Origin of the sequence: Pontibacter virosus (assembly GCF_003096355.1) — a bacterium.
Taxonomy (GTDB): Bacteria; Bacteroidota; Bacteroidia; order Cytophagales; family Hymenobacteraceae; genus Pontibacter; species Pontibacter virosus.
This window is the reverse complement of sequence record NZ_QEKI01000020.1, coordinates 51,311-70,797: the sequence shown is the minus strand read 5'-3', so window position 1 is coordinate 70,797 and position 19,487 is coordinate 51,311. Positions and strand designations below refer to the sequence as shown.

General features: G+C 48.5%; 23 protein-coding genes. 4 read left to right on the top strand and 19 right to left on the bottom strand.

Annotated features, from left to right (window positions below; genetic code table 11):
• A complete protein-coding gene (locus C8E01_RS19975; protein WP_116545223.1) occupies positions 1-981 on the bottom strand; it encodes a hypothetical protein in 981 nt (326 codons plus the stop codon).
• 76 nt (positions 982-1,057) lie between these two features.
• Between C8E01_RS19975 and C8E01_RS19970 the strand changes: the two genes are divergently transcribed.
• The 3 genes from C8E01_RS19970 (at position 1,058) to C8E01_RS19960 (ending at position 3,567) form a co-directional block, all read left to right on the top strand.
• Complete coding sequence (locus C8E01_RS19970) at positions 1,058-1,660, top strand: methyltransferase domain-containing protein (protein WP_116545222.1); 603 nt, start codon at positions 1,058-1,060, stop codon at positions 1,658-1,660.
• Between the two features lie 248 nt (positions 1,661-1,908).
• A complete protein-coding gene (kdsA, locus tag C8E01_RS19965; RefSeq protein ID WP_116545221.1) occupies positions 1,909-2,718 on the top strand; it encodes a 3-deoxy-8-phosphooctulonate synthase in 810 nt (269 codons plus the stop codon).
• 72 nt (positions 2,719-2,790) lie between these two features.
• On the top strand, positions 2,791-3,567 hold the full coding sequence (locus C8E01_RS19960) for a DUF695 domain-containing protein (RefSeq protein WP_116545220.1): 777 nt from the start codon (positions 2,791-2,793) through the stop codon (positions 3,565-3,567).
• Here the strand turns inward: C8E01_RS19960 and C8E01_RS19955 are convergent.
• Positions 3,564-4,349 (bottom strand): O-methyltransferase, encoded by a 786-nt coding sequence (locus tag C8E01_RS19955; protein ID WP_116545219.1) that lies wholly within the window; start codon positions 4,347-4,349, stop codon positions 3,564-3,566. The two genes, C8E01_RS19960 and C8E01_RS19955, sit on opposite strands and share 4 nt — an antisense overlap.
• Positions 4,350-4,657: 308 nt before the next feature.
• The gene (gene apaG, locus C8E01_RS19950; protein WP_007654728.1) at positions 4,658-5,044 is read right to left on the bottom strand and encodes a Co2+/Mg2+ efflux protein ApaG; all 387 of its coding nucleotides are present in this window, start codon (positions 5,042-5,044) and stop codon (positions 4,658-4,660) included.
• 98 nt (positions 5,045-5,142) lie between these two features.
• Here apaG and ung point away from each other — a divergent pair, with 98 nt between their 5' ends.
• Positions 5,143-5,805: a uracil-DNA glycosylase gene (gene ung, locus C8E01_RS19945; protein WP_116545218.1), complete on the top strand. Its 663-nt coding sequence runs from the start codon at positions 5,143-5,145 to the stop codon at positions 5,803-5,805.
• 44 nt (positions 5,806-5,849) lie between these two features.
• Here the strand turns inward: ung and C8E01_RS19940 are convergent, their stop codons facing one another.
• From C8E01_RS19940 to yidC, 16 genes are all read right to left on the bottom strand, one after another.
• Complete coding sequence (locus tag C8E01_RS19940) at positions 5,850-6,620, bottom strand: LolA-like protein (RefSeq protein WP_116545217.1); 771 nt, start codon at positions 6,618-6,620, stop codon at positions 5,850-5,852.
• A 21-nt stretch (positions 6,621-6,641) separates the two neighbouring features.
• Complete coding sequence (locus tag C8E01_RS19935) at positions 6,642-7,022, bottom strand: DUF2200 domain-containing protein (protein WP_116545216.1); 381 nt, start codon at positions 7,020-7,022, stop codon at positions 6,642-6,644.
• A gap of 95 nt (positions 7,023-7,117) precedes the next feature.
• Entirely contained in the window at positions 7,118-7,708 is a 591-nt protein-coding gene (locus C8E01_RS19930; RefSeq protein WP_116545215.1) for a hypothetical protein, read from the bottom strand.
• Positions 7,709-7,901: 193 nt separating this feature from the next.
• Positions 7,902-8,303, bottom strand: a complete 402-nt coding sequence (locus C8E01_RS19925) for an SMI1/KNR4 family protein (protein WP_116545214.1) — start codon at positions 8,301-8,303, stop codon at positions 7,902-7,904.
• An 88-nt stretch (positions 8,304-8,391) separates the two neighbouring features.
• Positions 8,392-8,832 (bottom strand): hypothetical protein, encoded by a 441-nt coding sequence (locus C8E01_RS19920; protein ID WP_116545213.1) that lies wholly within the window; start codon positions 8,830-8,832, stop codon positions 8,392-8,394.
• 205 nt (positions 8,833-9,037) lie between these two features.
• Positions 9,038-10,138, bottom strand: a complete 1,101-nt coding sequence (gene lepB / locus C8E01_RS19915; protein WP_116545212.1) for a signal peptidase I — start codon at positions 10,136-10,138, stop codon at positions 9,038-9,040.
• 18 nt (positions 10,139-10,156) lie between these two features.
• The gene (gene dapB, locus C8E01_RS19910; protein ID WP_116545211.1) at positions 10,157-10,873 is read right to left on the bottom strand and encodes a 4-hydroxy-tetrahydrodipicolinate reductase; all 717 of its coding nucleotides are present in this window, start codon (positions 10,871-10,873) and stop codon (positions 10,157-10,159) included.
• The gene (locus C8E01_RS19905) at positions 10,870-11,535 is read right to left on the bottom strand and encodes a DUF5683 domain-containing protein (RefSeq protein ID WP_116545210.1); all 666 of its coding nucleotides are present in this window, start codon (positions 11,533-11,535) and stop codon (positions 10,870-10,872) included. The genes dapB and C8E01_RS19905 overlap by 4 nt, the downstream gene beginning before the upstream one ends.
• A 9-nt stretch (positions 11,536-11,544) precedes the next feature.
• Positions 11,545-12,462, bottom strand: a complete 918-nt coding sequence (locus C8E01_RS19900) for a ParB/RepB/Spo0J family partition protein (RefSeq protein ID WP_116545209.1) — start codon at positions 12,460-12,462, stop codon at positions 11,545-11,547.
• 12 nt (positions 12,463-12,474) lie between these two features.
• Positions 12,475-13,257: a ParA family protein gene (locus C8E01_RS19895; RefSeq protein ID WP_116545208.1), complete on the bottom strand. Its 783-nt coding sequence runs from the start codon at positions 13,255-13,257 to the stop codon at positions 12,475-12,477.
• A gap of 7 nt (positions 13,258-13,264) precedes the next feature.
• On the bottom strand, positions 13,265-13,945 hold the full coding sequence (locus tag C8E01_RS19890; protein ID WP_116545207.1) for a metal-dependent hydrolase: 681 nt from the start codon (positions 13,943-13,945) through the stop codon (positions 13,265-13,267).
• Between the two features lie 317 nt (positions 13,946-14,262).
• Positions 14,263-14,790, bottom strand: coding sequence for a YsnF/AvaK domain-containing protein (locus tag C8E01_RS19885; protein ID WP_116545206.1), 528 nt, complete (start codon positions 14,788-14,790; stop codon positions 14,263-14,265).
• A gap of 182 nt (positions 14,791-14,972) precedes the next feature.
• Complete coding sequence (locus C8E01_RS19880; RefSeq protein WP_116545205.1) at positions 14,973-15,839, bottom strand: YsnF/AvaK domain-containing protein; 867 nt, start codon at positions 15,837-15,839, stop codon at positions 14,973-14,975.
• A 557-nt stretch (positions 15,840-16,396) separates the two neighbouring features.
• Positions 16,397-16,891, bottom strand: a complete 495-nt coding sequence (locus tag C8E01_RS19875; protein WP_116545204.1) for a DUF6438 domain-containing protein — start codon at positions 16,889-16,891, stop codon at positions 16,397-16,399.
• Between the two features lie 14 nt (positions 16,892-16,905).
• A complete protein-coding gene (locus C8E01_RS19870) occupies positions 16,906-17,505 on the bottom strand; it encodes a hypothetical protein (RefSeq protein ID WP_116545203.1) in 600 nt (199 codons plus the stop codon).
• Between the two features lie 105 nt (positions 17,506-17,610).
• Positions 17,611-19,455, bottom strand: a complete 1,845-nt coding sequence (gene yidC, locus C8E01_RS19865) for a membrane protein insertase YidC (RefSeq protein WP_116545202.1) — start codon at positions 19,453-19,455, stop codon at positions 17,611-17,613.
• Between the last annotated feature and the right edge of the window lie 32 nt (positions 19,456-19,487).

Genomic DNA, 19,487 nt, shown 5'->3' with positions numbered 1-19,487 from the left:
TTATTTCAGCACAAAGCTGGTTGTTCCGATCAGGAAACCATCGGCGTAGAGTTCAATGGTATGCTGGCCTTTCTTATATTCAGCGTTCTTGCTGTACACAAAACTCACCTGCTGCTGCGTGTTGTCAAACACAATATCGCGCTTGGCCGTGTAGTACATGTCCTCGCCATCGATCTGGAATGAGCCTGAACCGGTAGACAAGTTATACAAGGCTGCTCCATCCGGCTCGATCAAACGCATGTAAATTGTCTTTGGCTCACGCGGAGCCACGTCGTTTTTGCCCAGGTTAAAAGCTACGCGGATCTTCTCCACGTTTCTGATTCTGAACTCATTGTCTTTGTCATCCAGTTCTTTGCCGCGCTTGTTTACCACCTGCACATTCATGCGCTGCGCTTCGAGTTTGGAAGCTACCTTTACTTTCTCCACCAGGTTCTCGTTCGTCGATTTCATGGTCGTCAGGCTGTCGCTCAGGCGGTTTTGAGTTGTTTTGAGCGAGGTGTTCTCTGTAAAGAGCACTTCGTTGTCCTGCTTCAGGGTGGCGATCTCCTGGTCCTTCTGCTTCAGTTGCTGCTCAAAAGCCTGCGCACGATCGCGGAAACGACGCTGGTCAGCCAGGCTGTAGCTGCTCTTGCGGAAGCCGCGCAGTTCGGTCAGGTCAGAAGAGATAGAGGCGATTTGGGCTTCGAGTGAGTCGTTTTCAAGACCCATGGCCTGCAGCTCCTGGCTCTGGCGCTCAAAGTCAGCTTTCAGGGCTTCGTAAACTTTTATCTGGTTTTCCAGTTCCTTATCTTTCACACGGATCACCTCGGCCTGCTCCTCGTTTTTCTCTTTTTTCTGATAATTCATGTAAAGCAGGATGCCGTTGATGCTGATCAGGATGACAAGGAGACCACTAATCAGGAGTTTGCGGTTGCTTCTTTTTTCAGAAGGGTTCATGGGCTGATGTTCGTTTTGGGTGTCTTTTTTTTCCAGCGTACTCATTTGTTAAGCTTTTATTGTCTGGAATGGTGCGTATGCAAGTTTCAAATTTAAGACTTTTGCTGTATTATCATACAAGATGAAACAAGAATTTAATGCCGACTACTGGCAAAACCGCTACCAACTGGGCCAGACGGGTTGGGATGTTGGGGCTATAACGCCGCCACTGCGCGATTATTTTGATCAGTTGCCTAACAAGGGCCAATGCATACTGGTTCCGGGCTGCGGCAACGCCTACGAAGCCGAATACCTCTACCGGAAGGGCTTTGTGCATACCTATGTAGCCGATGTTGCCAAAGCACCCCTCCAGCGCTTCTCTGAACGGGTTCCTGACTTCCCCAAAGACCAATTGCTGCTTCAGGACTTCTTCCAGCTCGACAGCAAGTTCGACCTGATCATAGAGCAAACCTTCTTTTGCGCAATCGACCCCAAGCTCCGGACCGATTATGCCCGCCAATGTGCTGAGCTGTTGCTACCAGGAGGAAAACTGGTTGGTTTGCTCTTCGATACCACCTTCGAGCATACCGGTCCACCCTTCGGCGGCAGCCGCGAGGAGTACCGTACTTACTTCGAGCCCTATTTCGAATTCCTGCACTTCGAAACCGCCTACAATTCCATCCCACCAAGGCAGGGGAGGGAGTTGTTTATTGAGTTAAAGAAGTTGATTAATAGCTGTTTGTAGTGACAGGTCGCGACCTGTCCAAGCGTGTACAGTTATAGTTTGTCTGAATCAGGATTTACAGAATTAAAGGATTTACAGGATTCTCAATAACGATTGTTCCACTAATTTCAATCCTGAAAATTTTAAAATCCTGTAAATCCTGATTCAGACAATCACTATCATTTAACCCTTCATCAATCACTCATTTCTTTATTCCCCCACATCTGACTAAATTTGCAGGCCGAAAGGCTTCAACCTAGATACATACCATGTTTGAAATACCAAAACTAAAACATACCGGCTCCGGCAACTTCTTTTTGATGGCTGGACCCTGCGCCATAGAAGGCGAGGAAATGGCCCTGCAGATAGCCGAGCGACTTGTAACTATTACCGATAAGCTGGAGATTCCGCTGATCTTCAAAGGCTCTTACCGCAAAGCCAACCGCTCCCGTCTGGATTCCTTTACAGGTATAGGCGATGAAAAAGCGCTGCGCATCCTGCAGAAGGTGAGCCAGACCTTTGACATACCTACCGTTACTGACATCCACGAAAGCAACGAGGCGGCGATGGCGGCTGAGTACGTGGATGTGCTGCAGATCCCGGCTTTCCTTTGTCGCCAGACGGACCTGCTCGTGGCAGCCGCTAACACGGGTAAGGTAGTAAACATTAAAAAAGGGCAGTTCCTCTCCGGGGAGGCCATGCGCTTTGCTGTGGACAAGGTGCGCGAGTCGGGCAACGACAAAGTGATTCTGACCGATCGCGGCAACAGCTTTGGTTATTCCGATATGGTGGTGGACTTCCGTAACCTGCCTGAAATGCAAACGAATGGCGTTCCGGTGGTGATGGACGTAACGCACTCCCTGCAGCAGCCGAACCAGAGCTCCGGCGTAACCGGTGGCAAGCCAGCCCTGATCGAGACCATCGCCAAAGCCGCCATTGCCGTTGGAGCTGATGGTCTGTTCATCGAAACGCACCCGCAGCCATCTGTAGCAAAGTCAGACGGAGCCAATATGCTGCCGCTCGACCAGCTCGAAGGTCTGCTCCAGAAGCTGGTCCGCATCCGCCAGGCTATTCGCTAAGCAACTCATTCACGTATGAAGGGAGAGCATTGACTGAAGTTGATGCTCTCTTTATTTCTTCAGATTATACCTATGACAGTACCTGCCCATACCCCTGAGTGGGAAGTTTATTTCTGCGACGTCAACGAGCGCCCGGCCTGCGTGAGCGTCGATCTGGCTTTTGAACACGAAGCCCCTATACCTGAGAAGGACCGAGCCTTTGAGCTTGTTGTAGCGCTGCAGCAACCAGACGCAGACGGCTTTCCTGCCGATGAAGCCGAATGGGAGCAGTTGGAGGCGATAGAAGAAGCACTGGTGGAGGAATTCCAGAACTCGCTGCAGACAGCCTTTGTGGGTAAACTGCTGCACGATGGCAAACGCAGTTTCTACTTTTACAGCGGGCAGGAAGCTCTGCCAGAAGTAATTGCCACAAACATCATGCAGCAGTTCCCGGCCTATACCTTCGCTTCTAATACCCTCCACGACCCAGACTGGGGCTTATACCTGGATTTTCTATTTCCGGAGCCAGTTGATATGCAGAGTATCAAAAACAACCGCATTCTGCGCATGATGGAGGAGCAGGGAGACGAACATCACATTCCCCGTGCTGTGTCACATTCTGTGAGCTTCGCAACCGAAGCTGACCGCGCTGCCTTCAAAAGCAAAGCAGAGGGTGCCGGCTATACCTTGGTGCAGGAGGGGAAGAATCAAAACGAGACCAGTGTAGCCTTCAGCATCATCATAGCGAAAGTGCAGGCTGTTACTGAGGAGGAAATCCATACCACTACCTTGGACCTGTGGCAGTTAGCCGAAGAGTTTAATGGTGTGTATGGAGGCTGGCAGGCGCAGACGGTAAAGGAAAACGATTAATACAGCAGGGTAAAATGCTCTTTCGGCTGGGTTTTGCGGAAAAAAACCAGCCCGATATAGAACAGGTCGACTGTCTGGCATACCTGCGGGTGCTGCTTGATCTCCTGCCAGGCCTGCTTCATTTCCGCAGACCAATACAGATCATCCACTACAAACACACTGTGCTCGTGGTGCTTGCTGAGGCAGACTTCGAAATAGCGCATGGTGGGTTCATAACGGTGGTTCCCGTCAAAGAACACGAAGTCTAACCGCTCTACTTGCTGTAGTTGCAGTGCTAGGGTATCATCCAGGTTGCCGATCACCTGCTGCATGTGCTGCAGCCCCAGCTTTTCGAAGTTCGCTTTCGCTTCCGCTGCAATGGACGGGCAGCCCTCGAAGGTATAAAGTTTAGCTTGTTTGTTACCCATAGCCAGGTATGAGGTAGTGATGCCCAGAGAAGTACCCAAGTCAAAAATGGTGTTGGGTTGGAAGTGCGCTACCAGCCGGAAAAGCAGCTGTGCATATTTGGCAGGTTTGGCCGAAGTGCGGGCAATGTAGCTGATCTTGCGGTTTTTCTTCAGTCCGGCTTTAGGGCCCGCTCCAAAATCAGTGACAGGTATAGCCCGATCCTTAAAAAGCAGTGAACCACGTAGATCCTCTATAAGCTGATAGGCATAGTAGTCGCCTTCGTGCAGGATCACGTTCTGGTACAGATCGAAAACGAATGGGGAGTGGACTCCGTGCAGCTTAAAAGCCCTGAGGCGGTAGAGCAGGTAATTTGCCGCAAGGTGGAAAGGGAGCAAAACTTAGATTGTTAGATTGTTGATGGTTATTTTGAATTGTTAAATGGCTGAATTGTTAAATTGTTGTTTTCAGCCTTTGATACCTGTACATAAGAGTGCCAAACCCTTCAGTAACTACAAATTTAAAGGTATAGCCGAATTAACAATGAAACAATTAATTCAGGTATGGATGATTCAACAATTTAACAATTTAACCATCAGCAATTCAACAGGTGTAGCTGAATCAACAATCAGCAATCAACAATTAAACAGGTATAGCGAAAACAACAATTTAACAATTCAGCCATTTAACCATCTACCACTAACCATCAATTCAACTTATACGGCACGATGAGCGAGAACTCCGGTATGGTAACATGGAACTGCTTGCCGTCGACCATGCGCTCCATCAGGTAGGTGCCGCGCATTTTGCCCATACCTGTCTTCAGGTTGCAGCCTGATACGTACTCATGCGACTCGCCGGGCTCCAGCACGGGCTGCTGGCCTACCACGCCTTCTCCTTCCACTTCACGCATGGTGCCGGTGGCGTCGTGGATGTACCAGTGGCGACGCAAAAGCTTCACTGTGAACTCACTGTTATTTTCTATACTGATCTTATAGGCAAATACGAAGTGCTGCTGTACCGGACTGGAGTAATCGGGCAGGTAGTTGGTCGTGACCGTTACTTTTACTCCTTCTGTAGTTTTTGTATCCATGTTACAGAGTTTTTTGTATAATTAGAATCCGTTTCAGGTATAGCCTTTCGAGGGCCACTACCTGTTACCAGGCAAACCAGATACCCCTACAGACTACTATGAATGTAAAGATAGAAGAAAGCTGGCAGAATATCTTGCAAGAAGAATTTGAAAAGCCCTATTTCAAAAACCTCGTGTCTTTTGTTAAAGACGAGTACACCTTGCAAAAAGTTTACCCGCCAGGCAACCAGATTTTTAACGCTTTCGAGCGATGTCCCTTCGATAACGTAAAAGTAGTTATTTTAGGCCAAGACCCCTATCATGGGCCTAATCAGGCAAACGGATTGGCTTTTTCTGTGAAGGATGGAATGCGTATACCTCCCTCGCTGGTTAACATCTTCAAAGAGATCAAAAGCGACCTTGGCAAAGACCTGCCGGCTACCGGAAATCTGGAACGATGGGCCGAACAGGGCGTTTTATTACTAAACGCTACTTTAACTGTCCGTGCCAGCGATGCAGGCTCGCACCAGAAAAAAGGCTGGGAGGAGTTTACTGATGCTGTGGTAAGCAAGGTAAATGACCTCAAAACCGGCTTGGTGTTCATGCTGTGGGGAGCCTATGCCCAAAAGAAGGGCGCTTTTATTGACGAGCGCAAGCACCTGGTTCTCAAAGCGGCCCACCCCTCACCATTTGCCGCTGATCGTGGTTTCTTCGGTACACGCCACTTCAGCAAAGCGAACGAGTATTTGAAGGCGCAGGGGAAGGAACCGATTGATTGGTAACCTCCCCCAACCATCTAACAGGAGAGAGCTAGCGGTAATAGATTTTACTTCCAGTTTGTAGTCGTGAACTGCGCTGGGTCAAACCAACTCGGGTCTACTTTCACAGGGAAGGAAATGTTAAAGTACTCCTCGCGCAGAAACAACTGGCCGTCGTTTTTGAAGACGATCTCGGTTGCCACCATATTCCCCTCAATTTCTTGGTAGTTGTTCATCTCCACGTCGCGTGCCACACCTTTGCTGTTCGTTAGAATGCGCACCACATAAAGGTTCTCTTTGTCTACCCAAAACTGACTGCGGCTTTGGTCATTCGGGTCGGTCGTGCCGACTACATAGGCCGCGCGACCCTGCCAGGTGGCTTCTGTCAGCTGGCTTAGGTCAAAGTTTAACTCGTGTGCCTTGCGGATAGTGGTAGCAGGATCGTAGAAATATACATCGAAACTCAGCAACACGAGCGGATGAAAGGAATATTGTTTGTTCACTAGCTTACCTTCCTTAAAGGTATAGACCGTGTCCTGGTTGTAGATCACGCCGTTGCCGGTTTCAAAACCATCAAATCGGATGTGCAGATTGGCGGGATAGCTGTAGATCTCCTGCCAGGTTTCTTCACGACTGACCCGGTCATCTTTGTAGAAAATGGCCCGTTGATCGAAGGCAAAGCTGGGGTACCACTTGTTTTCCCAGTGACGATACATGGCTTCAATCACTTGCTGTCCGGTTTGGGGTTTGCTGGCGGTTGTTATCATCTTTTGGGTGCAGGCTAGGGTAAGGAAGGGGAGAAGCAGGTATAGGATGTAGGGAAGCAGATTTCTTTTCACGGTTTTATCGATGTTAAATCATTAAGTATTCTGTTGTTGGGCCGCTCTCAGAATTTTCTCCATCTTTTTGCCTTTTGCCAGTTCATCTACGAGCTTGTCTAAATATCGCACTTGTTGGGTCAAGGGGGTTTGTATTTGTTCTACACGATAGCCACAAATCACGCCCGTTATCAGATGTGCATTCGGATGCAGATTGGCTCGCTTAAAGAAATCGGCAAAAGTTGCTTTCTCATCTATTAATTCTTGTAGCTGCTCTTCATCAAAACCAGTTAGCCACGAGATCACATGATGCAGTTCGGCCTTTGTTCTGCCTTTCTTTTCCACCTTTGTAAGGTAGTGCGGGTATACTGATGCAAAGGTCATATTGGCCATGCGGGCGTCGTGCTCGGGTGTCGTGTTCATGCAGGTTTTGGCTTTTACAGAATGATAAATCCTTGTGCTAAATAAAGGCAAATATAAAAGCAGTGGTGAAATTTATTACTGCCATGTCAACGCCGTTAGTTGCTCGGTCTTTTATACAGCTTATTCGTCATCATTTTGACCAGCTTCAGAAGCAATGGCCTAATGAATCGATATAGAGTCATTCCAATGATTGCCACCACAAGTATAAAAGCGGTTGGTAGAATAGCTCCAAAGGTATAGGTCATGCCAATTACAAAGCCCAATATGAATTCAGCGTAGTAGATAGGTATAAATAGGCTAAGCAGTAAGATGATGTACAAAACATTATCTAAAAAGGGGCTGTACCCATACTCGAATGATATTGCTATTAAAATTCCTAAAACCAAACCTGTAATAAAAAGCTGTATTGCTCCCTTAATCGAATTGTTCAGTTGCTGTACCTGCTGTCTGTCTACTCTCCTTTTTACTCTCGTCAATAGAAACCAAGTCAGGATGGGAAGCGATAATCCACTCCACCAATTAGAGATGGCAGGATAATTTTCTGATTGCAGTATATGATGACTGGGAACACCACCATGAAAATGGTCCAAAAGAAGCATACTTAAGATGAAAAAAGTAACGCCAATTGTAATCAAGACTTTTTTCCTTGTCGTAATAGGGCTCCGAAGGTGTTCTTGATTGATCATTACTTTTTGCCTTTAGAGGTTTTGGTGGACGGTACTCGTGCAGCCGATGGGCAAGGCGTAGCCGAGCATAAAGGCTGAACTTGGTTAGGCAAGGTTATTCTTCTTCTGCAAATACTGAATCAGGAACAAGTCCGTTGATGAAAGCTGCGAAGTCAGGTGCTATTTCAATGTCTTCATTACATTCTACATCAATTCATCTTACACTCGGGATATTTCCCTTTCTATAGTCAAGTGTTATCCACCAATGACCGTCCCCAGCTAGTAACACCTGCTTTTCTGGTAGCCCCCATTCCTTTGTCATGTAATGAGTGGCTAAGATATTCTGTGCTGTTTTAAAAGATTTTTCTGTAACGATACCGAACAACTCAGACAAAGGGACGTGGTCTTCCGCCCATGTGGTCCTTTGTTTCATTGGGTATGCAAAGCCTTTGGTGTAGCCACCATTTTGTACTTTTAGAAACTCAATTAATAGTGATGGCAATTTTAGACCTAATTCCTTTTCTGCCATTTCAACCATTTCATCCGTCAAGTCAGGATGGTTGTAGTAGTTGGAATCCCAGAATTCATTTTTTCTATTCCCATCTTTAGAATTCATAATTACAATCCTGCCTAACGGCTAGTATAAAAGGCGAACGAGGCATAGCCGAAGTATGGCTTATATATCTTGTTAGCCAATTCTGTTTTTATACTTCTAGTAGTACATCTTCAGGGGTCATCTCTGAAGTCATAACCACTTTCTTGTTTAGTGCTGATGCTACTGCTTTCAAGTACTCAAGTATAGCTTGATGGTCTTCTTCCGTCTTGACTTCTTTCGGGTCAATGTCACTTTCCATTTCGCTTTCGTAGTGTAGCTGACAATCGAGAGTAACTTTTCCCAATTTAATGTATGCCTTGTTTACATCTTTGAAGTCTTCAGGGGCTGTGAAGTATTTCAGCAATTCTTCTACATCTATTCTGGCTTTTGTTTGCTGGGTTCGCCCGTTGTAAAATTCTACACTATACTTCTCGTTTATCAAATTAGCCCAAGCTTTCCAATCTTCTTTGTTAGTATTAAAGACATAGATGTCTCTCAAAGAACCGTCTTCATAGTAGATTTCTTCTTTGATGGACTTCCAGTTTTTCATGATTACAGTTTTGGCTAACTACCTGCAAGCAGGAGTACCTACTCCCACTATCTGCACTATGTATGGAGGTATATCTGTGAAGTAACAAAAACCTCCAGTCTTATCTATCAAATATACATTGTTTCATTTACCATATCACATCACCCCAAAACAAAAACCGCCAGCTCTTCTCAGAACTGGCGGTTTCATTTCGTATACCTATACCTTACTCAATCGTCTTAAACAGTCGGCTCCATCGGATCTTGTCGAGGAAGCCGCCGTATGGGTCAGTGGACATCCAGATCATCACGGCCTTGCCCACAATGTGGTCAGCGGGTACAAAGCCCCAGTAGCGTGAGTCGAGGGAGTTGTGGCGGTTGTCGCCCATCATAAAGTAATAGTCCTGCTTGAAGGTATAGGTCGTGGCTTCAACTCCGTCGATAAACAGCTTGCCGTCACGTACCTCTGCGTTTTCGTTGCGCTCATAACCCACGATCACCTTTTCGTAAAAAGGCAGCGTTTCAGGTGTAATAGCCACAGTGGCGCCTTCTTTCGGGATGTAAAGCGGACCAAAGTTGTCCTTATTCCATTCGTACTTGCTCGGCACATGCGGGAACACCTCGGCATCGCCTTTACCGGCCTCATCCATCAGGAGCGTGGCGTCTTTGATAAAATCAAGCTGAGCGAGGGCTTTGGCTTTCTCAGGAGAAGTATCGACAATATAACCACCCTGCCACTGGATCACGTCCGTAATATCACGTTCCAGGAAGAATTTCTCTGCCAGGCGCTGCTCGGTAGAGAGGAAGTACTTATACTGTATTTTATCAGGGTTATCCGCTGCCTGTCCATTGATGTATACCTGCATGTTACGCAACTCAATGGAGTCGCCGGCAATGCCGATGCAACGCTTAATATAATTGGTGCGCAGGTCTGCCGGATGGTGCTCCTCCGGTGGGTAGTTGAATACGACCACATCGTTGCGCTTCACTTCAGAGAAACCAGGTAGTCGGTATGACTTCAGCTGGATGGCGTCTGAGTAGGAGGGGATGTTCGTGCCCCAGATGGTCTGGTGCGTGAGCGGAACCTGTAGCGGTGTGATCGGGGTGCGCGGACCGTAATGCAGCTTGCTCACAAACAGAAAATCACCTACCAGCAGCGACTTCTCCATAGAAGGCGTCGGGATGGTGTAGGCCTCAAAAGTAGCCCAGCGAATTAAACTGGCCGCGATAACAGCAAACAGGATGGCATCGCCCCACTCACGTGCAAAGCTCTTTTTCTTTTTAGGCGCCTTGTTAGCGGGCTTCTTCTCCCAAAACTTTACTTTCATGTATAAAGCGTTTTGTTTCTACAGGTTGAGCATGTCTTTCATGCCGTACACTCCCTGTCGGTCTTTAAGCCACTCGGCCGCCATCAGGGCACCTTCGGCAAAACCGGCACGGCTATGGGCAATATGGCCCAGTTCTATTTTGTCTACTTCCGATTCGTAGGTCACAATGTGGGTACCTACCACATCCGGCTCACGCTCCGAGATAATGTTAAGCTTCGACTTGTCTGAATCATCGTCAGCCGCCCAGCCTTGTAGGGCAGGGTAGCTGGCCAGTATACCTTCGGCGGTGGTGATGCCAGTGCCGCTCGGCTTGTCAACCTTCTGGAGGTGGTGGATCTCGCGAATAGAGACCTGGTACTCCTTGTAGGCCTTCATTTTACTGGCAATATATTCGTTAAAATGGAAAAACAAATTAACACCTACGCTGTAATTAGAGGCATAAAAGAAAGCGCCTTTGTTCTCTTCGCACAGCTGCACGGCTTCGCTATATCGGTCGAGCCAGCCCGTGGATCCAGAAACTACCGGTATACCTTGTGTCAGGCAGTAAGCGATATTGCCGAAAGCAGCTTCCGGATTCGTAAATTCAATGGCAACATCCGTATTTGCCGGGCTGTAATTTTTTAGCGTTTCAGCATTGGTATGGTCAATGGTGCCGGCTATCTGGTGGCCTTTGGCAAGGGCCATCTGCTCAATGGTTTTCCCCATCTTGCCATAGCCAATCAATAGGATTCTCATTTAGTTCGGGTATATAATGTAAGGGTAAGGCCCGGCGTAACACCGTTGGTGGCAGGTGTTCGGAACACGTCGGGCTGCACGCGCAAGCTCAGGTTATCACTCACGTCAAACTCGCGCAAGTGGCCGTGCACATAAGCTTCTGCTATTTGCATGCCGTAAGCCAGCACGGATAGGATAATGGTCAGGTCTCGGTTACGGCGATAAAAGTCGCGGCTGTAGCGCAGGTTTTGAGTGCCCCGCTGCGTATTAAAACCATAGACCGGATCGTCATAATAAGCATCCCGTACCTCGTTTGGATCACCAGTCAAGTCCGTACGGATATTTAGTGCCGTCCGGAAATCCTGCCAATTTTCGTGGTTATCGATGATAAAGTAGCCCAGCACGCCGCCCGTGGCATAAATGATAGGCACCTTCCACCAGGCACCGTTGTATACCTGACCTGCCCCAGGTATGATGGCCGAGAAAACAGCGGCGCGACCGGGCCGCCCCAGGTTTTTAAAGCCGCTCAAAAAAAACTGCTTTTGCTGCGCAGTATCCGCTTCGGAGGTAATAACCAACACCGAGTCGGGGCCGGATGTGACCACTTGCGCCCCGGCCTGTGTAGGTTGCAGCAGCGACACAAATAATACCACCAATAAAGCTATACCAGGCGCTAACCTCATGCTGTATGTTTAGTAGTTCAGAATTTCCAGAATACGGTTCAGCTCGTCAACCGACACAAACGGAATCTTGATCTCCCCTTTGCCATCGTTGTTGGCTTTCACCATAATCTTAGTGCCAAATTGCGAAGAAAGCTTTTTCTCAACACCCTTCAACTCATCATCATACTTGTTGAAGACTAGTTTTTGTTGCGGATCAGGCTTTTTACTTGCATTCTGCACGTTACGTACCAGCTCCTCCACCTTGCGCACTGACAGCTCATCGGTTACCACTTTGCGGAAGATCTCGAGCTGCTTATCGATGGTATCGATGTTGATAAGCGCTCTGGCATGGCCCATGCTGATTACGTTGTCGCGCAGGGCGATCTGGATATCCGGCGGCAATTTGAGCAGGCGCAGGTAATTCGTAACAGTCGTGCGCTTCTTGCCTACACGGTCACCCAGCTCTTCCTGCTTCAGACTGCACTCGGTAAGCAGGCGCTGGTAGGAGAGGGCAATCTCGATGGCATTCAGGTTTTCACGCTGGATGTTCTCGATCAGGGCCATCTCCAGCATCTGTTGGTCGTCGGCCTTGCGGATGTAAGCCGGAATTTCGGTCAAGCCGGCCATTTTGGCGGCCTGGTAGCGGCGTTCTCCCGATATCAGCTGGTAACTGTTCTGGTCAAGCTGACGAACGGTGATGGGCTGAATAATGCCCTGTATGCGGATAGACTCAGCCAGTTCCTCCAGCGCCGTCTGGTCAAAGTGCGTGCGGGGCTGGAAGGGGTTCGTCTGTATCTGGTCAATGGCTATATCTGCGATGGTATTGACTTCGTTAATGGTGGTAGATTCGGCTGTTTTGCCGGTGTATTTGTTACCCTCCAGAAGAGAGCCAAGGCCCCGGCCAAGACCGCCTTTGCGTACTGCTGCTTGTTTCTTGTTATCGGACATGTAATCGTAAGGTTATTTCGCCAGCGCAACGCTGTTCTTCACTGCTATCTCGCGGGCGAGGTTCAGGTAACTCATGGCACCCTTGCTTTCTGCATCGTGCAACAGGGCAGGTATACCAAAACTAGGCGACTCGCTCAACTTCACGTTTCTCGGAATAATCGTATCGAACACCATCTGCTGGAAGTGGGTTTTCACTTCTTCCACTACCTGGTTGCTTAGTCTCAGGCGCACATCGTACATCGTCAGCAAAATGCCTTCTATGGCCAACTCCGTGTTCAGGCGCGACTGTATGATCTTAATGGTGTTCAGGAGTTTACCCAAGCCTTCCAGAGCGAAGTACTCGCACTGCACCGGAATGATCACCGAATCTGCCGCTGTCAATGAATTCACCGTAATCAGGCCCAGCGAAGGGGAGCAGTCGATGATGATGAAGTCGTATACCTCTTTGAGGGGAGCCAGCGCTTCACGCATCTTCTCCTCCCGGTTCGGCACATTGATCATCTCCACCTCAGCACCCACCAGGTCGATGTGCGACGGAATCAGGTCCAGAAACTCAATGTTGGGCGAGGTCAGAACGATATCCTGTATCGTTACGTCCTCCACCATGCACTCGTAAATGCTGGTGGTAATACTGGCCGGATCGAAGCCGAGTCCCGATGTGGCGTTGGCCTGCGGGTCTGCGTCAACCAGCAATGTCTTATACTCGAGGGCTGCCAGGCTCGCAGCCAGGTTTATGGCTGTGGTGGTCTTGCCTACGCCACCTTTTTGGTTTGCAACCGCTATTATTTTTCCCATCTACAAATTATAGGTTTATTGTCTGACCTATCTCCATCAATATTAGTTCCTTGCCGGCCATCTGAGCCACTTCCTTCACTTCCTCATGGTCTATTTTGATGTAAGGGAAAGTGTCGTAGTGCATACCGATCACCTTGTCTACCTGCACAAAATCAGCGGCTACCAGGGCATCGTGGATGTCCATGGTAAAGTTGTCGCCGATCGGCAAAAGCGCGAAATCCAGGTCAAACTGCTCCGGGATCAGCTTCATGTCGTAGGTAAGGGCCGTATCGCCGGCAAAATAAAATGTCTGATTTTCTGTTTCCACCACAAATCCGCCTGCTATGCCTGCATAGGTGCCATCCGGCAACGAGCTGGAATGCACGGCGTTCACCATTTTCACAGTGCCAAACGGCAGGGTCACCTTGCCACCGGTGTTCATCGGGTGGGTCTTTTCTATACCTTTCTCGCCATACCAGCTCGCTATCTCAAAATTGGCTACAATGGTGGCATCGTTGTTTTTGGCAATGCGCTCGGCATCGTGCACGTGGTCCTGGTGACCGTGCGAAAGCAGGATGTAATCTGCCTTGATGCCGTCCACGTCAATGTCCTTAGCCAGTTCGTTCGGAGATATGAACGGGTCGAATAGAATGCGGTGCTCACCGATCTTGAAAAGAAAGCAGGACTGTCCGTAATACGTTATTTCCATAGTTTGCAATTTTTAATCTGTTAGCCCATTCCGGGTATAGAACTTTTACAAAGATACAGTTTTTTGCACAGAACGTATGATGTTCCACGCCCGGTGGCGTATATTTTTATCCACGATTTCGAGGGTTATCCACATTCTGAGGCAAGGTGCTGAAAAATGGATTACTCAGGAAATAGGCGCATTTTTAGCGGCATAAAAGCACACGGGTCCGGCTGCCTGGTAAGGTGCCGGACCCGTGTGCTTCGAGCCTTCGTTTAGCTTAAAACGCTCCGTGGAACTATATATTTTATCGCTATCAGTTTTATGTGCCGAATCAGCTAGCGTTCGGGTCTATCGGGGTTATTCCGCTTTCGCTCTACCCGTATTTCCTCCCGGAGCAACTCTACCTGCTCTGTGTTGTGTTCTTCGGTACGCCGTTTGGTCACGTGTATTTCCTCTACCACCAGCAGGCGTTTCTCTACAACCAGCACTTCTTTCAGCACTGGTATTATCATTTTGTCGCCTTCGTAACGCACGGGTGGGGGAGGTACGTCTACGTATTGGTTAATCTCAACGCGCTCTATTTCTGCCTCTTCGTGTATGATCGGCAGATCCAGATCCACATTTTCCCGATGCACTTGCTTTTCGATGTGTACGCTGCCAGTTTCCCTTACCTCTTTGTCCACCCGCACCTGCTCTTCAATCACCGGTATGGTCTTATTGTAGGCTATGTCTACATCCAGTTTCTCCCGCTCATCCCGGCCATATTCATCCTGTATGTCCCGCTCTTCCAGTGGAGTATTGGTATGGCCTTCGCGTAGTTTCTCGTCAAATTCCGATTTAAGTTTGTCTGTTTTCTTGCTCATAGTTCGTGGCTGTATTTTGGGAGGCTGCTTGTTGTATATCACCTCTGTGTTCTGAGTTTTTACGGGTGAGACAGGGTATAGTTCCTGGCTTTGTGATTGTTACATAAATTCCTGCTTTCTATATAAATAGTAAGAGGCAGCCATATCATGACTGCCTCTTACCTTATCTACAAAACCTTTTCCTAGATATTTCTAGGGTTGCCGGGTTTGTTACCCGGGTTGCGAAGGTCATTGTCTCTATCGCGATCCAGTTTATCAATGTCCACATCCGTTTTGCGTACGGTACCTCTTACGGTTTCGTCACGCTCTTCTGTGTGCTTGTTGATCTTTACCTCTTCCACTACGCGGGCCTCTTTGTTCACTACAGGCACCTCTGCGCGTTCCGAGATGTTGATCTCTCCTTCCTTGAAATTCTGGAAGTCACGGTCAGTTGCCGGACGATTTACCTTGTTGCGCTCAATATCCAGGTGTTCCTCCCGCAAACGCAAGTGTTCTTCCACTGGTCTTTCCACAATGCGGCTTCTCATGCGCACGCCGCCACGTTCCACTTCACGCTTTCCAACGTTCATGCGCTCTTCCATAATCGGAATGGTCTGGTTAGTGTCGCCGGTCTGTCCGGTTCTGGTTTGTGCTGTACCCTGTGGTGGTCTGTTCATACCTGCTTGCGGATTGCCTTGAGTCGTATGCTCGTCTACGTCCACTGCGCCACATGAGTCGAGTACTTCGGCTGCCCTCTCCGCTTCCTGGCGGGAATCGGCGTGCACCGTTACTACCCAGCCTTTGCGGGCTGCCTGTGTGTGTTTGCTGGCATCGTCGTTCTTGCCAAATAATGATCCAAAGAAACCACTTACATTGTCGTTGTCTCTGTCTCTGTCTCTGTCTCTGTCTCTGTCTGTTGTGCTACTGCCCACATGCTTCGCTGAAGCAGAGGCAGGGTTTGCTATATCTACTTTATCACGGCCGATATGGTGCGTGCTCTCTAACTTTTGCACCGCAGCCTGTGCGTCTATACCTTCTTTAAAAATGCCTATTACAGTTTGTCGTTCCATAGTTTTGTGTGTTTTATTGTACATAAGAGTTCTTTCGCCTTAAAAGCCCGGGGACTCCACTACCCAAATGTTATCAACTTGCAGGACTTAATCCTGCTATGTTTTCTGTTAAAAAATAAGAATGCAATCAAGCCTGCGCCTGAAAAGCGATCATTGCGCTCGCTTTATAATTGTAGTGTTCAATAATTGTAGTGTTCAGCTTTTGTGTTTTGTAAAGCTTATAACAACCTCCAAGTAACTTATATAGCTTATTTTGAATTAAAATTTATTTTAGTCAATTATTTAAATTCTGTAATATATAGTATATATAAATATTACTTTTCAAATAGAGTTCTTAATCTCAGCTCTCTATTTTTTTACGGCCTTAGAGGGGATAGGTTATTGATTTATCAAAAGAGCAACACGAGTTTGTGCTATATTTAAACCTAGTGTTATTGCGATACAAGGGATGTGAAAGGCGCTGCAAGCCGAAGAGGCAACAATTGTGAAATAGTGACGGCTGAATTGTGGTATAAGAAAAAAAGAGACAGGGTAGCCTGCATCAGACTACTGTGTTTTCATTTGATGGGCAATCGCCTTTTAGCTTCCGCATCAGCAAGACCCATTAGCAGGGTGTGTACTTTCTCCTGAAAGTCCAGCAAATGTTTGGGGCCTCCTTCTTCCTGCTTCACCCGCTTTGCCTCTTTACCGGCCTTGTAAAAAGTTGTGATGGTGGAGGGCATGTCGCTCCAGTTGGTGAGGTAGGTGTCCTGCAGCGAGGTATAGTTTAGCTGCGATACTTCCTGGCGGAGTTCTTCTAACTGCTGATTTGAAAGGACAAAGCTTACCGTATCCATAACCGGGACATCACTATACCCGATGTAGCGGATGCTGCCATTTTCCATAATGGTTGCCTCGTAGGAGGGGCAAATGCCCAGACAGGGCGTTTTCTGAAAGTGAAGCAAGGGGACACCCAACGTTTTCACCTCCCTGTTCTGGGCCGTACTGCAGCCTGCCACCAGGATCAGTCCCAGGCCAAGTCCCAGTTTAAACAGGTATAGGAGTGTGTGCATAGTGGTGTGTTTCGTTATTGCCCCTGAGGCAGTTTACGGAATTTGCCCTGCTCCAGCACATAGGCGGCTGGTTCGCAATAAGGGCACTCTACATAATTTTGAGAAGAATCCGGCGGATTGACGATGAAAATACGGCTGTCCGGACTAAACTTCGCGCCCGTGCTGCTCTGCAACTTGTCGAGCACTTTACCGTCCTGGCGGTCTACCACGTAATGCTCCTGGCAGGTTGTGCCACACTCTACGGTGACTACCGTATACCTGCCAGCAAAATTTACACCTTGTTTCAAGCCTTCCTGCAGGTCTTTGCTGTGCTGGCGGGCATCGGCATGACTAGCTTCATCTAAAGGAGCCAGGCGCCCCTTGTAGGCTTCCTGCACCCGAAAAGCTTCGTCGCTCTGGTAAGCCTCCATGCGCAGACGGTAGCGCTGGTACAGTTCCGGGTTTTCTTCTGAGGTTATAGGCGTTCGCACTGAGTCGCGTTGCAGGCGTTCTTCCAGTTTCGGGTGTGTGCTGGCAATGGTCTTTTCTTCGTCTGTCTGTTGCTGACAGGCTGCTACCAGCATCGCCACAAAAGACAAGGGCAGTAGGAGGTAGGGTAGTGTGTTCTTTCGCATGGTATTTATATAGGTATAGGCCTATACGCAAAACAACAAATAGGGTCAAACAAAAAAAGCCCCGAACTGCTTCGGGGCTTTCTGTCAGGTATAGCACGGAGGTGCTTATTTCTTGAGTTTCGGGTTGTTACGGCGCTGCTGCTCTTTTTCAGAGGCGGCACGCATGGCTTCCTGCATACGCTCGGTAAACGAAGGACCACCCGTTTTCTTCTTGTCTTTGCGCTTATCTCTGTTCTCCTCCAGTTTTCTTCTGATCTTGTCTTCATCAACAAACTTGCGCATGATGGCCATCTGTCCGAAGGTCACCATGTTCGACACAAAGTAGTAGAATGAAAGACCTGCCGGGAACGAGTTCAGCACGAACATGAAGATAATCGGCATCATGTACATGTAGTACTTCATCGGGCCTTGCATCGACACGTTCATCTGGTTGTTCGACCAGGTATAGAGGATCGTAGAAGCCGTCATCAACAGCGTGAACATACTCACGTGGCTGCCATAGAAAGGTATAGTAAACGGCAGGTTCACGAATACATCGTACGTCGAAAGGTCATCGGCCCACAGGAAAGCCTCCTGGCGGAGCTCGATCGAGTTCGGGAAGAAGTTGAACATCGCAAACAGGATCGGAATCTGCAGCACCATCGGGATACAGCCGCTAAGCGGGTTCACGCCCATTTCGCCGTACAGCTTCATGGTTTCCATCTGCGTCTTCTGCATGTCGCCGTCGTTGCGCTCTTTTATGGCATCAATCTCCGGCTTCAGCACCTTCATCTTCGCCATCGACATGTGCGACTTGTAGGTGAGCGGCATCAGGATCAGCTTGATGTAGAGCACCAGCAGGATGATGATGATACCGTAGCTGCTGATGTAATTTTCCAGGAAGTCGAACGCCGGGATAATGATCCACTTGTTCACCCACGAGAAAATGCCCCAGCCCAAGTCAAGATTCTTGTTGAACTCGTTGCCCATGTGCTTCAGGATCTTGTAGTCGTTCGGACCAAAGTAGTATGTGAACTCACCTTTGCCGCTCAGCAGGTCAGCCGTCGGGATCAGGATCTGGGAGTTCAGGGTTTTTACCACAGAAGTGTCAGCCGGATCGGTCACAGACTCCAGTTTGGCGCCAGCGAAGGTGTTCGTAGCGATGATGCCCGCTGTGAAGAAGTTCTGCTTGTTAGCCACCCACTTCATTGGTTCAGAGATGTTCTCCACCTCTGTGCCTTCTGAAATAGAAAGATAATCGAAGCTCTCGTCGGCGGTATAGTAGTTGATGGTAGACTTAGCCCTGTTCTGCGGCATGTCCTTTTCCAACTGCTTCAACTGATCATTCCAGGTCATGGTCACGTTTTCGCCGCTGATCTGGTTGTTCAGGCCTTTGAAATCCAGTTTGTAACCTACCTGAAAGCTGTTGTCGAACAAGGTATAGATCTGGTCGATGGTCTGGCCATTGCCCAGGTCGGCGCGGTAGGTGAGGGATTGCGCTGGCACATCGCCTACGTTTACCGTCTGCACTTCCGAAGGAGTGAAATACAGGTCTGACAGGCGGATGTTCTTGCCATCGTTGGTAGTGAACTGCACATCAGTCTTGCTGCTTTCACGGTCGAAGAGCACCAAAGTATTGCCTTTGTAGTCTTTGTAGTTCTTCAGGACCACTTCCTCAACCTGGCCGCCTTTGCTGTTGAAGGAAACGGTCATGTTCTGGTTTTCGAGGGTCGTGGTACTGGCCTCGCCGGTTGCGGCTGCACTGAAAGTGCCCAGGGCAGCTGCACGGCGCACCTGTGCCAGCGAGTCGTCCTCGACTACAGGAGCGGGTCCCGTCTGCACCTGCTCTACCTTGGCTGTCTGGTCAAATGCCGGAGTGTTGGCTTCTTCGTTCGTACCCGCGAAGAAGAAGGAGTAAGCCAGCAGGAGCACGGCAATCAATCCAAAGCCAATAGCTTGATTTCTATCCATTTAATGAAAAAATAATAATGTGTTTAGGTTAA

What these genes read in the sequence shown, in the direction of transcription:
- C8E01_RS19975 (WP_116545223.1), bottom strand. Translation starts at nt 981, where the DNA reads ATGAGTACGCTGGAAAAAAAAGACACCCAAAACGAACATCAGCCCATG.
- C8E01_RS19930 (WP_116545215.1), bottom strand. Translation starts at nt 7,708, where the DNA reads ATGATCAATCAAGAACACCTTCGGAGCCCTATTACGACAAGGAAAAAA.
- C8E01_RS19890 (WP_116545207.1), bottom strand. Translation starts at nt 13,945, where the DNA reads ATGGAAATAACGTATTACGGACAGTCCTGCTTTCTTTTCAAGATCGGT.
- yidC (WP_116545202.1), bottom strand. Translation starts at nt 19,455, where the DNA reads ATGGATAGAAATCAAGCTATTGGCTTTGGATTGATTGCCGTGCTCCTG.
- C8E01_RS19875 (WP_116545204.1), bottom strand. Translation starts at nt 16,891, where the DNA reads ATGCACACACTCCTATACCTGTTTAAACTGGGACTTGGCCTGGGACTG.
- C8E01_RS19905 (WP_116545210.1), bottom strand. Translation starts at nt 11,535, where the DNA reads ATGAGGTTAGCGCCTGGTATAGCTTTATTGGTGGTATTATTTGTGTCG.
- dapB (WP_116545211.1), bottom strand. Translation starts at nt 10,873, where the DNA reads ATGAGAATCCTATTGATTGGCTATGGCAAGATGGGGAAAACCATTGAG.
- C8E01_RS19920 (WP_116545213.1), bottom strand. Translation starts at nt 8,832, where the DNA reads ATGAAAAACTGGAAGTCCATCAAAGAAGAAATCTACTATGAAGACGGT.
- C8E01_RS19885 (WP_116545206.1), bottom strand. Translation starts at nt 14,790, where the DNA reads ATGAGCAAGAAAACAGACAAACTTAAATCGGAATTTGACGAGAAACTA.
- kdsA (WP_116545221.1), top strand. Translation starts at nt 1,909, where the DNA reads ATGTTTGAAATACCAAAACTAAAACATACCGGCTCCGGCAACTTCTTT.
- C8E01_RS19925 (WP_116545214.1), bottom strand. Translation starts at nt 8,303, where the DNA reads ATGAATTCTAAAGATGGGAATAGAAAAAATGAATTCTGGGATTCCAAC.
- C8E01_RS19880 (WP_116545205.1), bottom strand. Translation starts at nt 15,839, where the DNA reads ATGGAACGACAAACTGTAATAGGCATTTTTAAAGAAGGTATAGACGCA.
- lepB (WP_116545212.1), bottom strand. Translation starts at nt 10,138, where the DNA reads ATGAAAGTAAAGTTTTGGGAGAAGAAGCCCGCTAACAAGGCGCCTAAA.
- C8E01_RS19870 (WP_116545203.1), bottom strand. Translation starts at nt 17,505, where the DNA reads ATGCGAAAGAACACACTACCCTACCTCCTACTGCCCTTGTCTTTTGTG.
- apaG (WP_007654728.1), bottom strand. Translation starts at nt 5,044, where the DNA reads ATGGATACAAAAACTACAGAAGGAGTAAAAGTAACGGTCACGACCAAC.
- C8E01_RS19900 (WP_116545209.1), bottom strand. Translation starts at nt 12,462, where the DNA reads ATGTCCGATAACAAGAAACAAGCAGCAGTACGCAAAGGCGGTCTTGGC.
- C8E01_RS19935 (WP_116545216.1), bottom strand. Translation starts at nt 7,022, where the DNA reads ATGAACACGACACCCGAGCACGACGCCCGCATGGCCAATATGACCTTT.
- C8E01_RS19970 (WP_116545222.1), top strand. Translation starts at nt 1,058, where the DNA reads ATGAAACAAGAATTTAATGCCGACTACTGGCAAAACCGCTACCAACTG.
- C8E01_RS19895 (WP_116545208.1), bottom strand. Translation starts at nt 13,257, where the DNA reads ATGGGAAAAATAATAGCGGTTGCAAACCAAAAAGGTGGCGTAGGCAAG.
- ung (WP_116545218.1), top strand. Translation starts at nt 5,143, where the DNA reads ATGAATGTAAAGATAGAAGAAAGCTGGCAGAATATCTTGCAAGAAGAA.
- C8E01_RS19960 (WP_116545220.1), top strand. Translation starts at nt 2,791, where the DNA reads ATGACAGTACCTGCCCATACCCCTGAGTGGGAAGTTTATTTCTGCGAC.